Raw genomic sequence first — 13,244 nt, forward strand, 5'->3', positions numbered from 1 at the left:
TCGTCGTGGTGGTATCGGTGCACGGCGATGTACCCCCGTGGTCCACCGGATGCGGTCGAGAGCATCAGATCGTCGCCTGCGGCGGCGCGGACCTCGACGGGGAAGCTCACCCGATAGCGCTTGCGGTCGATCATCTTTCGCAGCTCGCGCAGTGCCGACGGGGTCGCCTCGAGCGGGACCGCGTACTCCATCTCCCGGAAGCGGACCGTGCGGGAGGAGACGAACACCTTGTCCGAACGGTCGGTGAACGTGCGGGCCGACAGCACTCGCCCGGACAGCTGACTCATCGCGGGAACCACTGCGGGCAGAAGGGAGCCGAGCGCGCACACGGCGCCGTACACGCGGTTGGAGAGGATCTCGTCATCGATGTAGCGGCGCACCGCGCCGGTACCCGACGGCTCGACCAGGCCGTCGAGTCGGGTGTTGGTCTTCGCCAGCGCGCAGTTGGTGTGCGGGAACCAGTAGAACTCGTGATGATCCTGTGTATCAACGCGTTCGAGGAAGCCGTCGATCGCGTCATCGGCGTCGAGCGGGTATTCCTCGGCCCGAATGGAGAACGCGGGAACGCACGCGATGGTCAGGTCGACGAGGATGCCGACCGCGCCGAGGCCCAACGCGACGGCGGCCAGGTCGGGATCGTCCTCGGACACGGTGACGACCTCACCGGTCCCCGACACGAGGGTCGCGCCGACGATCTGGGTGCTGATGCCGCCGAAAGCGATTCCGGTGCCGTGGGTTCCGGTCGAGGTGGCCCCGGAGATGGTTTGCCGGTCCACGTCGCCGAGGTTCGTCATGGCCAGACCGTGCTCACCGAGCAGGGCGGGTAGCTCGTGCAGATGGGTGCCCGCACGCAGCGTGACGCGCCGGGCGGCGGCGTCGACGTCGACGAGTCCGCGCAACCCGGACATGACCAATTGATGCTGCGGCGCCACCGCAATGGGGGAGAAGCTGTGGCCCGCCCCGACGGCCTTGACCGTCGAATGTGTCTGCGCGGCACGCTCGACCAGCGCGACGACGTCGTCGATCCGGGCGGGGGAGTGCACGGCGTCCGGTGTGCACTGCGCCGTCCCGCCCCAGTTGCGCCAACTCGCCACGGTCACAGGAAGCACTTCCCTTCTCCACGGTAGGTGGGTACCAGCTCGTGGACCCGGGCCGTCCCGTCGGCAGTTCGTGCGATCCGCGCGACTCGCGACGACCGTTCGCACACCTCGCCGGATTTGGTGTGACGGAACCAGACCCGATCCCCGATCCGCAGGTCCTCGGTTCCCGGTCCGTGCAGCGGCGTCTGCACCTCACCGGCCGCCTCGGTCGCCACATAGTGCAGCTCGCGGGGCCACACCGGGCGGGGCAGGCGATCGGGTGCCGGTGGGCCCGAGGCGATCCATCCGCCGCCGGCGCAGGTGACGAAGCCCGGCGCGGGAACACGCACCACGTCGAGCCCGAACGCGAGCGCCGGTGCGGGCCGGAAGCGACGGTAGGTGTCGAACAGGTGGCCGCCGAAAACCCCGCTGCCGGCGGCGATGTCGGTCACCGAGGTGTCCCGCGAGGTGGCCTCCAGGGAGCCGGTGCCGCCGGCGTTGACGATCTCCAGCGGTGCGATGTCGCGCAGCGCCGCCACGACTCGTCCACGGCGACGCCGGATCTCGGCCATGGAGGCACGCTGCATCAGACGCACGGCCCCGTTCTTCGCGCGTTTGCCGGGTACGTCGTCGCCGACCCCGGCGACCTGTGCCTCATACGACATCACGCCGACCAGATCGAAGCCGGGGCGATCGACGATCGAGCGACCGAGGGCAAGCGCGGCGTCGAGATCGTGGATGGGTGAACGCCGTACACCGAGATGCACTCGACCGCCGAGTACACGCAACGACGCGTCGAGGTCGATGGCGACACGGACGGCCGGACGGGAGCCGGGAGCCGCGATTGCATCGATCGCGTCGAGATGCGCCACGGAATCGACGAGCAACGTCACCCGCGCCGTGGCGATGTCGTCGGCGAGGAATTCGCCGATGGCGCTCGCACGCACCGTCGGGTATCCCATCAACACATCGGTGATACCGGATTCGGTTGCCAGCCAGCGTGCTTCGTCCAGGTCATAGGCCAGCACCCCGGCGAATCCCGGCCGGGCGACGAGGTCGGCGATGACCGAGCGAACCCGCAACGACTTGCTGGCCAAGCGGATGGGTACGCCACCGGCGCGGCGCAGCAGGTCGGCCACATTGTGTTCGAGCGCGGACGTGTCGAGGACCAGGGCGGGACTGTCGACTCCGGCCGCGGTGAGGGCCTCGGTGAAGCCCTCCCAGTACCGGCGCGGGTCGCGCTCCCACAGTCCCATGGGGGTGGCCGACGTCATGAAGCCTCGTCATCCGCAACGACAGCCGACATCGTCTGTCGGACAAGTGATTCCATGAGCGTGTTGACGACGGCGTCGTCGGCGGTGCTCAAGTAGATCAAGGTGATCGAGATCAACGCGCCGATCATCGCGGGCGCGATCTCGGTGGACGGGGTGACGAACCGAACACCGCAGCGCGCCGCCCCGGCGTCGAGGCCCGCGGCGGCGACGCCGTAGAGATCCTCGTACATCTTCTTGCCGTGACGCTGCAGCTCGGGATGGTTGTGCGCGTAGATGCCGAGCGAGATCGTGGCCTGCAGCCGACCCGGGTCGGCTTTGAGCATGGCATAGAACGCATCGAGCTGGTGGCGCATGGTGGTTTCCATCGCCTCCACCGCCGACCCGGCGACGACGTCGTCCTCGGCCTGGATCGTGTGCAGCATCTGATTGATGTCGGTGGGAACCGCCGTCTCCATCACCGCGCACAACAGGGCGGTGCGGGATTCGAAGGCGTAGTGGAAGCTCGCGAGTGGCATGTCGGCGTGCGCGCAGATCCGGCGGGTCGTCGCGCCCTCGACGCCGTGGTCGGCGATGACCCGATATGCGGCCTCGACGAGCGCTGCGCGCCGATCCGTGACGGACATCCGTGCCAACGAAATTTCACTTCCCGACCAGCGTGTGAACTCCGCACACGCGTGAACTTGGTTGCAGGCGAGAATGCTACCAAGCCGTGTCCCCCTTTTCCGGTACCACGACTTTCCGGCGGGCACGGTTACGCTGAGGATCGTGACAACGCCCATCGAAAAGACGCCCACCGACGTGTTGGGGCGGATGAAGACCTCGGTCAGCACGCTCGGCGTGCGCGCGGCAGGGGCGGCCGTCGACTCCTTGGCCTCGGCAGGACTGCCCGCGGCACGGGCGATCGGCGCCGACCCGGAATCGATCTGGCGGCACGTCGCAGGCTCGCCGAACCTGGTGGGCCGGACCTTCACCAACCCCGAACCGCCGTCGGCCGGGTCGGCGCCCGACCTGCGCGTCGCGCTCGACATGGCCCGACGCCCCGGACGTCCGACGACACCCATCCGGGTCGAGCGTCCGACGTTTCCCGACGACGCACGGGCACTCGCGGTCACCTGGCTCGGGCACGCCTCGGCCCTTGTCGAGATCGACGGTATGCGGGTGCTGACCGACCCGGTGTTCTCCCAGCGGTGTTCGCCGTCGCAGGTCATCGGTCCCGCCCGGATGCACCGCGCCCCGCTCCCGGCCGTCGACCTCCCGCCCCTCGACGTCGTGCTGATCAGCCACGACCACTACGACCATCTGGACATGGCGACCGTGCGCACGATCGCCGACACCCAGACCGCGGTCACCTTCGTCACCCCGCTCGGGGTCGCCGCACACCTGCTGTCGTGGGGTGTTCCGGCCGAACGCATCCGGCAGGCCGATCTCTGGGAGACCGTGGAGGTCACCGGTCGGACCGGTCATGTGAGCTTCACGTGCGGGCCGGCCCGGCATTTCTCGGGCCGCATGTTCGACCGCGACCTCACCCAGTGGGCGAGCTGGGCGATCGTCGGACCGACCCATCGCGTGTTCTTCTCCGGCGACACCGGCTACACCGAACGCTTCGAGGACCTCGGCGCGCAGCTCGGTCCGTTCGACCTCACGCTCATTGCGGTCGGCGCCTACGACACGCTGTGGCCCGACGTCCACGTCGACCCCGAGGAGGCCGTCGCGATCCACCGGATGGTCTCCGGGTCGGCGGGCACGGATGCCGTTCTCGTCCCCATCCATTGGGGCACGTTCTCCCTTGCCCGCCACCCGTGGGCCGAGCCGATCGCGCGACTGCTGCCCAGCGCCGGCCGCAACGCGACCACGGTGATGGTTCCGCAGCCCGGTGGCAGCATCGACCTCACCCGTCGGTCGGGGACCGGTCTCACCGATCCGCAGTGGTGGGAAGCCTCGGCGTGAGCGGACTGATCGACACCGGAGCCACCAATCCCGGACTGACCGCCGACGAGGTGGCCGAACGGGTCGCCGCCGGGCAGGTCAACTCGATGCCCGATCGCTCCGGGCGGAGCGTCGCCGACATCATCCGCGCCAACGTGTTCACCCGGATCAACGCGATCCTCGGTGTGCTGTTCGCCATCGTCGCGTTCACCGGCTCGTTCATCAACGGCCTCTTCGGTCTGCTCATCGTGGCCAACAGCGGCATCGGCATCATCCAGGAGATCCGCGCCAAACGCACCCTCGACCGGCTGGCCATCGTCGGTCAGACCCGACCCCGGGTACGCCGCGACGGGCAGGTGCACGAACTACCCCCCGCCGAGGTCGTCATCGACGACATCATCGAGGTCGGCGCGGGCGATCAGATCGTCGTCGACGGTGAGGTCGTCGAATCGCTGGTCCTCGACGTCGACGAATCGCTGCTCACCGGTGAGGCCGACGCCGTCGACAAGGCCGCGGGCGACAAGATCCTCTCCGGCAGCTTCGTGGTCTCCGGATCCGGCGCGTACCGGGCCACCAAGGTGGGCGCCGACGCCTACGCCTCGCAGCTGGCCGCCGAGGCGTCGAAGTTCACGCTGGTGTCCTCGGAGCTGATGTCCGGGATCAACGAGATCCTCAAGGTGATCACGTGGCTGCTCATCCCGGCCGGCGTCCTGACGATCGTCAACCAGCTGTTCATCAGCGGGAACGGGCTGCGTGCATCGCTGTTGGGCATGGTCGCCGCGCTGGTGCCGATGGTGCCCGAGGGACTGGTCCTGATGACCTCGATCGCGTTCGCCGTCGGCGTCGTCCGGCTCGGGCGCCGCCAATGCCTGGTCAACGAACTGCCCGCGATCGAGGGGCTCGCCCGCGTCAACGTCGTCTGCGCCGACAAGACCGGCACGCTCACCGAGAACGGCATGCGCCTGTCGGAGGTGCGTGGGGTCGGCGACGCCGCCGACACCACGTCGGTCGACGACGTCCTCGCCGCGCTCGCCGCCAACGACCGCAGCCCCAACGCGAGCGTGCTCGCGCTGGCCGAGGCCTACCCGCAGGCCCCGGACTGGCACCTCACCGCCATCGAACCGTTCACCTCCGCCAAGAAGTGGAGCGGCATGTCGTTCGCCGACGCCGCCGGTGTCGATCGCGGCAACTGGATTCTCGGTGCCCCCGATGTGCTCCTCGACCCGGACTCCGCGCCGGCCACGCTGGCCTCGGAGATCGGCGCCAACGGACTGCGGGTGTTGCTGCTCGGGCACACCGACGTCCCGGTCGACACCGACCCCGATGCCGCGCCCACCGAGAGCGGTTCGGCGACAACCGTTCCCGGGACGCTGACGCCGGTCGCGCTCGTCGTCCTCGAACAGCGGGTGCGTGACGACGCCCGCGATACCCTCGACTATTTCGCGTCCCAGCACGTCGAGGTGAAGGTGATCTCCGGCGACAATGCGCGCTCGGTGGGCGCGGTGGCCCAGTCGCTGGGTCTCGGTTCACCCGAGTCGGCCGTCGATGCGCGCACCCTGCCCGACGATCCCGTTGCGCTCGCCGACGTCGTCTCCGACGGCGTCATCTTCGGCCGGGTGCGCCCCGACCAGAAGCGTGCGATGGTCGCGGCGCTGCAGTCGCGCGCGGACACCGTGGCGATGACCGGTGACGGCGTCAACGACGTCCTCGCCCTCAAGGACGCCGACATCGGCGTGGCCATGGGATCGGGCAGTTCCGCGGCCCGGGCGGTCGCGCAGATCGTGTTGCTGGACAACAAATTCGCGACGCTGCCGTATGTGGTCGGCGAAGGCCGACGGGTGATCGGCAACATCGAGCGCGTATCGAACCTGTTTCTCACCAAGACCGTGTACGCGGTGCTGCTCGCGCTGTTCGTCGGCGTTGCCGGGGTGGCCGGCAAGATCTTCGGATTCGCCTCGCTCAGTTACCCTTTCCAGCCCATCCACGTCACCATTTCGGCATGGTTCACCATCGGTGTGCCGGCGTTCATCCTCTCCCTGGCCCCGAACAACGAGCGTGCCCGGACCGGTTTCGTCCGTCGGGTGCTGACCCAGGCGGTACCCAACGGCATCATCGTCGGGCTCGCCGCGTTCATCACCTACGTCATCGTCAATCCCGGCGGGACCGGGGTGGCGTTGGGTGGCGACAGCGTCGACCTCCCGCCCGCGCAGACCCAGGCGGCCACGGCCACCCTGATCTGCCTGATCGCCGTCGCCCTCTACGTCCTGGCCGTCGTCGCCCGGCCGTACACGTGGTGGAAGATCGTGCTGCTGGTCGCCTCCGTCGGCGCCTACGTGATCATCTTCGCCTGGCCGTGGACGCAGCACATGTTCAAACTGGATTCGTCGAACTGGGACATGAACGTGGTCGCGTTCATCGCCGCGGCCTGCGGCATCGCGGGTGTGGAGATCGTGTCGCGGCTGTTGCCGCGTCTGGTCGGGGATCGCGACTCGGAGCACATCGACGGCGCCGAGAGAGAATCGCTGGCATGAGCTCGATGCGGCACCTACACTCGGGGACCGCTTCGCCCGATCTGTACACCGTGTGACAGACGGTCATCACCCCACCACGAGGAGCTGGTCATGGATCTCAAGGGATTGGTCGACAAGGCCAAGGCCGCACTGCAGAAGAACCCGAGTCTGATCGACAAGGGCGGCGACGCCATCGACAAGGCGACCGGCGGCAAGTACGCCTCGCAGGTCGACAAGGCGCAGGACGCGGCCCGCAAGGCCGTCGGGGCCCAAAATCCGGAAACCCAGAATCCGGAAACTCAGAACCCGGAAGCACAGAAGCCGGATACCCCCAACCAGCCGCCGCAGAATCCCGCCTAATTTCCCACTGCGGCCCGCGGGTGTCGGCGATATGCCGACACCGTCGGGTCGTCGGTGAGCCAGAACCGCCACGCGAGGTCGGCATTGCGTCGCACACCCACCCGTGGGCCGGCGCTGATCGCTGCGCGGTCGACCTGATGGTCCGCGGGTAGCAGGGTGAGCGAGGTGCCGTCGGCGAGGTCGACGCCCAGATCGTCCATCGTGATCCCGAGCGCACGGGTCAGATTGCCCGGACCACGCGCCAGCGCCGACTCGGCGACCGGTGCCGCCCGACCGGCCGCTCGTCGACGATGTGCGCGTGCCGATCCGTCGAGTACCTCACCGGCGCGCAGCAGCACCGCCGATGCCAACCCGTCGGGCCCGGTCACCACATTCGCGCAGAAATGGCCGTGGATGCGGTACACGTAGAGCCGGTCGGGTGGGCCGTACATGATCTCCGAGCGCGCAGTGCGCACGAAGGCGTGCGACGCGGGATCGCGCGGTCCCGCATAGGCCTCGACCTCGGTGATCCGCAGGCTCACGTCGTGCCCGACGAGGATCGCGCCGAGCAGCGTTCGTGCCCCGACGGTGGGATCGGGATGGGCGATCGCCGCGGTCAGCCGGTCGCGCCCGGTCGGGCAAGGCTCGGGTCGTCGTCTGTGCACCTGCATCACCGGTTAGGCTTCCACACCATGGCGAAGACGAGCGACTCCATCGACCTCGAGCTGTCACCTGCAGACACCTGGACCGCGGCGTCGGATCTGTCGCGTTTCGACGAGTGGTTGGTGCTGCATGGTGGATGGCGTAGTCCGGTGCCGCAGCCGCACGAATTGCGCAAGGGACTTAAGGTGACCTCCATCGTGAAGGTGAAGGGCAATCCCGTGCGCATCGACTGGGTCGTCGACAAGTATGTCGAGGGCAGCGAGGTGCGGCTGAAGGGTTCGGGTAAGGGCGGGATCAAGGTGAAGCTCGACCTGTCGGTGGAGCCCCGTTCTTCGGGATCGACGATCACGTTCCTCGTCGACCTCGGTGGTCTCCCGTTGATGGGGCCGATCGGAATGGCGACGGCCAAGGTGGTCCACGGGGATCTGCACACATCGCTGACGACCTTCCAGCAGAAGTTCGGCTGAGTTCGACACCAACCGGGTTCGACACCAACCGGGTTCGACACCAACCGGGTTCGACAACCAACCGGATTCGACAACGCCGGGTTCAACAACACAGGGGGAGTGCGCACATGGGGCGGCACAGCAACGAGCCTGCGGATTCCGGGCGCGCTCCCGGCCGTCCGGGTGACGGTCAGTCCGGTGCTGCCACCGACTTCGGTTTCGAGCACCGCAAGGTGCGGTCGTCGCGTCGCGGCGCCCTGCTGTGGGGTCTCGGCGCACTGGTGGTCGTTGCCGCCCTCGTGACCGGATTCGTGGTGTGGCGCACCGTCGGTTCGGGTGCCTGTCACGGTGACCGGACGAGTGTGACCGTCGCCGCCGATCCGACGATCGCCTCGGCGTTGCGGGATTCCGCGGCCACGGTGTCGGCCAACAGTTGTTACGACTACTCGGTCGACTCGGTGGCCGGGTCGGCCGCCCCGGGTCTGTTGACCAGTGGTGATCAGCGCCCCGATCTGTGGGTGCCGGATTCGCAATTGCAGGCTCGCCGCGTCATCACCCAGGTCCGTCAGGAACTCGATCTCACCTCACCGTCGTTGGTGTCCACCCCCACCGTCGTCGTCGGCAAGAACGTGCCGCAGCTGACCAGTTGGGAGCAGGTCATGAAGCTGCCCGATCTGCGCGCGGGCAGCCCGGTGGACACCAGCAGCGGCGACGCACCGATCGTCGGCGCACTCGCCGAGGTCAATGCCAACAAGCTCACCGAGGATCAACTACTCGAGGGCATGACGGTACTTGCGGTGCAGCAGAACAACGTTCGTCTGACCAACGACAGCGAGGGCACGCGCCTCAATCTGGCGAACGCCTCCGAGGTGCCGGCGGTGACGACCGAACAGCAGTACGTGATGTTCATGCGCACCCATCCGGGATCGCAGCTGAAGTTCGCGATTCCCGCCGACGGCACTGTGCTGCTGGACTACCCGTTGGTGAACACCGCCGGTTCGGCGCGCAAGGGCGACGCCGACGACGCGGGCAAGGCGCTGGCCGCCGGTATCGCGGGCGATGCCGCACAACCGTTGGCCGACGCGGCATTTCGTCTGCCGAACGGCAAGCCGGCCGGTGGCGATCACCCGTACGGCACTGGTCAGCCGGTGCAGGTGCTCACGCTGCGCGATCCCGCCGAGGTCGACAAGGCACTGCGGCAGTGGCAGGTGCTCGGCGTGCCGATCCGCACGCTCGTCGTCGAGGACACCTCCGGATCGATGCAGCAGCGCGTCGGTTCCGAGACCCGGGCGCAGTTGTTGATCGACGCGTCGTTGCAGGGACTGAAGCTCTTCCCGAACAACGCCGAGATCGGCGGTTGGGCGTTCAGCCAGAACCGCGGCCCGGGCGGCCAGGACTGGGTGTCGCTGTCCGACATCCGTCGGCTCGACGCGCCCGCGGCCAACGGAAAGACCCACCGTGACGAACTCGCCGCCGCGGTGACGCAGGGGCTGGCGCCGCAGAACCTCGGCGGGGCGACGGGTCTCTACGACACCACCCTCGCCGCATTCAAGCAGGTCCAGAGCACCTACGATCCGACCTACTCCAACAGCGTCATCATCATGACCGACGGCGAGAACGAGGATCCCGGCAGCATCAGCCTCGACGAGCTGATCACCGAGCTCAAGAAGCTCGAGGATCCGGCGCGGCCGGTACTCGTGCTCACCATCGGCATCTCCTCCGACGCCGACACCGACGCTTTGAAGCAGATCGCCGACGCGACCGGCGGTACCTCGTATGTCGCCAAGACCGCCGACGACATCTCGTCGGTGTTCGTCAACGCCATCCAGGCGCGCGTGGCGGCCGCCGGACGCTGATCCGCCGGCATGAATCCGGCAGGTGGCTGCGAAGTTTCTTGGGATACCCTAAGACATCGGCCTCGGGGGAGGCGCGCCACGGTGATCGTGCCCCAGAATGGGGAACCATGACCCGATCAATCCGGACCATGGTCCGCAAAGATGAGTTCGTGACCGTGACCCGCGCGACCGGGGTGGCTGCCGCCGTCGCCGCCGTGGGCCTGGCGACCGCCGCATGCGGTTCCGACGACGCGACGGCCTCCGACGCCACCCAGAGTACGGGCGCGGCGGCCTCGGCCACCTCGGCGACCGGTTCCGCAGGCGGCTCCGGCGAGTACAAGAGCGGCACCTACAGCGCGACCGGGCATTACGTCTCCCCGGGCGGCCCGCAGCAGATCGGTGTGACCGTCACGCTCGACAATGCGACGATCACCAAGGTCGATCTCGATCGCAGTCATACCCGCGGAACGTCAGCGGAGTTCCAGGCGAAGTTCGCCGGCGGGATCAACTCCGAGGTGGTCGGCAAGAACATCGACGATCTCGACGTGCACAAGGTGTCCGGATCGTCACTGACCTCCGGTGGCTTCAATGACGCCATCGCCCAGATCAAGTCGCAGGCGCGCGCCTGATCCGGTGCGTACCGACCCGTTGAGTACCGACTGGGGTTTCGAGGCGCTCGGCACGGTCTGGGAGATCACCACCGACCGGCCGCTCTCGGACCGTGCGCGTGCCGCGGTGGGTGCCGAACTCGATCGCATCGACCGGTTCTGGTCACGCTTCCGTCCGGACTCGACGGTCGCCGAGATGTCCCGCACGGCCGGCCGATACCGCCTCGCCCGCGAGGATCGATGTCTGCTGGAGTGGTATCGCGAGCTCTACGACGCCACCGGTGGTGCCCTCACCCCGCTGGTCGGGCAGATCCTCGACGACGCCGGATACGACGCCGACTACTCGTTGACCCCCGATCGCACCGTGCCCGCGCCCGCGTGGGACGACGTCATCGACTGGGACGGTACCGAATTGGTGGTCCACACCCCAGTCCTGCTCGACGTCGGGGCAGCCGGCAAGGGCTTCGCCGTCGACCGGGTGGCGTCGATCGTCGCCGACCACACCGAGCGCTACCTCGTCGACGCCGGCGGGGACATGGTGATCTCACCGCGCGACGAACCGGTGCGGATCGCCCTCGAACATCCCCTCGACCCGACCAAGGCGATCGGACTCGTCGGACTGTCCGGGGGTGCACTGTGCGGGTCTGCGGCCAACCGTCGCGTGTGGGGCGACTGGCACCACATCGTCGACCCGACGACGGCTGCTCCCACCCGTGAGGTCATGGCCACCTGGGTGGTCGCGCGGGACGCGATGACCGCCGACGGCCTGGCCACCGCGCTGTTCTTCACGGCAGCAACGGAATTGAGCAGTCTCGGAGCGCGTCGCTGGTGGGCGCCGGCACTGTCGGTCGGCTCCGACATCGCCGGGTTCCGGTTCACCGGCACCGACCTACCCGACCATGTGACGATTCGCGGCAACGGAGTCGTCGAGCACACCTCGATCCCCGGATTGGAGCTGTTCGTATGACGAGTCTGGCACCGCGCAGCAGTCTGTCACCGCGATGGCTGACCATGCATCGCGCGGTGCTACTCGCGCTGCTCGTACTGGCCGTCGTGTCGTTCATTGTCGCTACCGCCGACAGCGATTTCGCGTACACCCCAGAACAATTGCTGGTGTCACTGGTGATCGCGCTGGCCGTCACGGGCGCCGGAACCTACCTGTGCGCGGCGCTGGTGCGGGTACCGCCGGGTGCGGATTCGTGGGCGATCACGGCGTTGATCCTGTTCTTCCTCATGCCTGGTGTGTCCGATGCGGCCTCGGCGGTGTCGATGGTGATCGCCGCGGGCGCTGCGGCGATCAGCAAATACGTGGTGGTGTGGCGTCGCCGGTTGATCCTCAACCCGGCCGTCGTCGGAGCGATCGCCGCATACGCGGTCTCCTATGCCGGGGTGACTATCGGTGGGGTGCCGCTGAGTTCGCCGTTCTGGTGGGTGGCCGCAGAGCCGCTGTTCTATCCGATGCTCATCATCGGAATCCTGTTGGTGACCGCGTTGCGCGAATGGTGGCTCGTCGCGATCTTCCTGCTGGCGTCGCTGGCCACCGTCGGAGTGCTGCAGGTGACGCAGGGCGGTCAGGACCTGCAGTTCGTGTTCGTCTCGTCGCCCACACTGTTCCTCGCGGCCGTCATGCTGCCCGAGCCGTTGACCTCGCCGACATCGCGAATCCACCGCGCCGTGTACGCGATCATCGTTGCGGTGCTGATGAATTGGCAGCAGACCTTCGAGATCACCGACGCCTATTCGCTGGAGTTCGTGCCGCAGATCGCTCTCGGCATCGGATGTCTCTACGCATTCGTGGTCCGGTTGGTCGCCCAGCGCGGTGCGGGGCGGGTGGTGCTCGACACGCAGGTCGACCGGATCGCCGAGAACACCTATCGGGTTCGCGCGCAGACGACCTCGCCGTTGCGGTTCGCGCCCGGTCAGTGGGCGATGATATCGGCGCCACGGTGGTCGGCGCCGTTGTGGCAGCGCACCCGGCGCGTGTTCTCCTACGCCGAGGCGCCGGGGGAGAACCCGGCCGAGTTCGCGTTCACCGTGCCGTCGGCGCAGGTCTCCACCTTCAAGTCCGACCTCATCGAATCCCGGCGGAGCCGGCTGTATCTCGACGCCACCGGCGGCGATTTCACCCTCGAGCGCCGGGTCGGCCGGCACCCACTGGTGCTCTTGGCCGCCGGCATCGGCATCACCCCGTACCGATCGATGCTGCGCACTCTGACGCTCGGTGACGGCCGCCCCGACCTGTCGTGGCTGACGGTCGTCCACGTCGTCGGTGCCGCCGAGCGGACGGTGTACGACGACGATCTCGACATCCTGCGGGCCGCCGGCGCGCGGGTCGAGATCATCGCGGACGCAGGGCTGACCGCGGGTATCGCCGAACCCGCGGCGATGGTCGACCTTGCCGGGCGTGCGGTGCACTCCGGGGATGCGCACTATCTCGTGTCGGGCAATCCCGCGTTCGTGCGCACCACCGCCGCCACCATTCGCCGCACCGACACCACAACCCGCTGGGCGTTCTGGCGGATTCGCACCGACGCATTCCTGGGTTATTGAGTTCCTGGGGCTAT

General features: G+C 68.0%; 12 protein-coding genes. 8 read left to right on the forward strand and 4 right to left on the reverse strand.

The genetic code is table 11. The annotated features are described in order from the left end of the window. From B1964_RS05195 to B1964_RS05205, 3 genes are all read right to left on the reverse strand, one after another. Positions 1-1,100: D-arabinono-1,4-lactone oxidase (locus B1964_RS05195; protein ID WP_079929099.1), on the reverse strand; the 1,100-nt coding region annotated here is incomplete at its 3' end. Next, on the reverse strand, positions 1,097-2,353 hold the full coding sequence (locus B1964_RS05200) for an alanine racemase (protein WP_079929100.1): 1,257 nt from the start codon (positions 2,351-2,353) through the stop codon (positions 1,097-1,099). The genes B1964_RS05200 and B1964_RS05195, both read right to left, overlap by 4 nt. Then, positions 2,350-2,976: a TetR family transcriptional regulator gene (locus B1964_RS05205; protein WP_079929101.1), complete on the reverse strand. Its 627-nt coding sequence runs from the start codon at positions 2,974-2,976 to the stop codon at positions 2,350-2,352. Before B1964_RS05205 ends, B1964_RS05200 begins: the two co-directional genes overlap by 4 nt. A gap of 142 nt (positions 2,977-3,118) precedes the next feature. On the opposite strand from B1964_RS05205, the gene B1964_RS05210 reads away from it, so the two are divergent. The 3 genes from B1964_RS05210 to B1964_RS05220 all read left to right on the forward strand — a co-directional run bounded on the left by B1964_RS05210 (position 3,119) and on the right by B1964_RS05220 (position 7,149). Continuing rightward, positions 3,119-4,300 (forward strand): MBL fold metallo-hydrolase, encoded by a 1,182-nt coding sequence (locus B1964_RS05210; RefSeq protein WP_079929102.1) that lies wholly within the window; start codon positions 3,119-3,121, stop codon positions 4,298-4,300. Next, entirely contained in the window at positions 4,297-6,810 is a 2,514-nt protein-coding gene (locus B1964_RS05215) for an HAD-IC family P-type ATPase (protein ID WP_079929129.1), read from the forward strand. The genes B1964_RS05210 and B1964_RS05215 overlap by 4 nt, the downstream gene beginning before the upstream one ends. A gap of 90 nt (positions 6,811-6,900) precedes the next feature. Next, positions 6,901-7,149 (forward strand): antitoxin, encoded by a 249-nt coding sequence (locus B1964_RS05220; protein WP_014361220.1) that lies wholly within the window; start codon positions 6,901-6,903, stop codon positions 7,147-7,149. Here the strand turns inward: B1964_RS05220 and B1964_RS05225 are convergent. After that, positions 7,146-7,799 carry a DNA-3-methyladenine glycosylase gene (locus tag B1964_RS05225; RefSeq protein WP_139765633.1) on the reverse strand — a complete coding sequence of 218 codons (654 nt, stop codon included), beginning with the start codon at positions 7,797-7,799 and terminating at the stop codon, positions 7,146-7,148. The two genes, B1964_RS05220 and B1964_RS05225, sit on opposite strands and share 4 nt — an antisense overlap. A gap of 21 nt (positions 7,800-7,820) precedes the next feature. On the opposite strand from B1964_RS05225, the gene B1964_RS05230 reads away from it, so the two are divergent. The 5 genes from B1964_RS05230 to B1964_RS05250 all read left to right on the forward strand — a co-directional run bounded on the left by B1964_RS05230 (position 7,821) and on the right by B1964_RS05250 (position 13,230). After that, complete coding sequence (locus B1964_RS05230; RefSeq protein ID WP_006368257.1) at positions 7,821-8,258, forward strand: SRPBCC family protein; 438 nt, start codon at positions 7,821-7,823, stop codon at positions 8,256-8,258. A 107-nt stretch (positions 8,259-8,365) separates the two neighbouring features. Next, positions 8,366-10,093, forward strand: a complete 1,728-nt coding sequence (locus B1964_RS05235; RefSeq protein ID WP_079929103.1) for a VWA domain-containing protein — start codon at positions 8,366-8,368, stop codon at positions 10,091-10,093. Positions 10,094-10,200: 107 nt separating this feature from the next. Continuing rightward, a complete protein-coding gene (locus B1964_RS05240) occupies positions 10,201-10,701 on the forward strand; it encodes an FMN-binding protein (protein WP_079929104.1) in 501 nt (166 codons plus the stop codon). Between the two features lie 4 nt (positions 10,702-10,705). Further along, positions 10,706-11,647, forward strand: coding sequence for an FAD:protein FMN transferase (locus B1964_RS05245; RefSeq protein WP_079929105.1), 942 nt, complete (start codon positions 10,706-10,708; stop codon positions 11,645-11,647). Further along, positions 11,644-13,230 carry an FAD-dependent oxidoreductase gene (locus B1964_RS05250; RefSeq protein WP_079929106.1) on the forward strand — a complete coding sequence of 529 codons (1,587 nt, stop codon included), beginning with the start codon at positions 11,644-11,646 and terminating at the stop codon, positions 13,228-13,230. The genes B1964_RS05245 and B1964_RS05250 overlap by 4 nt, the downstream gene beginning before the upstream one ends. Positions 13,231-13,244 lie beyond the last annotated feature (14 nt).

Origin of the sequence: Gordonia sp. i37 (genome assembly GCF_002043085.1) — a bacterium.
GTDB classification, from domain to species: Bacteria; Actinomycetota; Actinomycetes; order Mycobacteriales; family Mycobacteriaceae; genus Gordonia; species Gordonia polyisoprenivorans.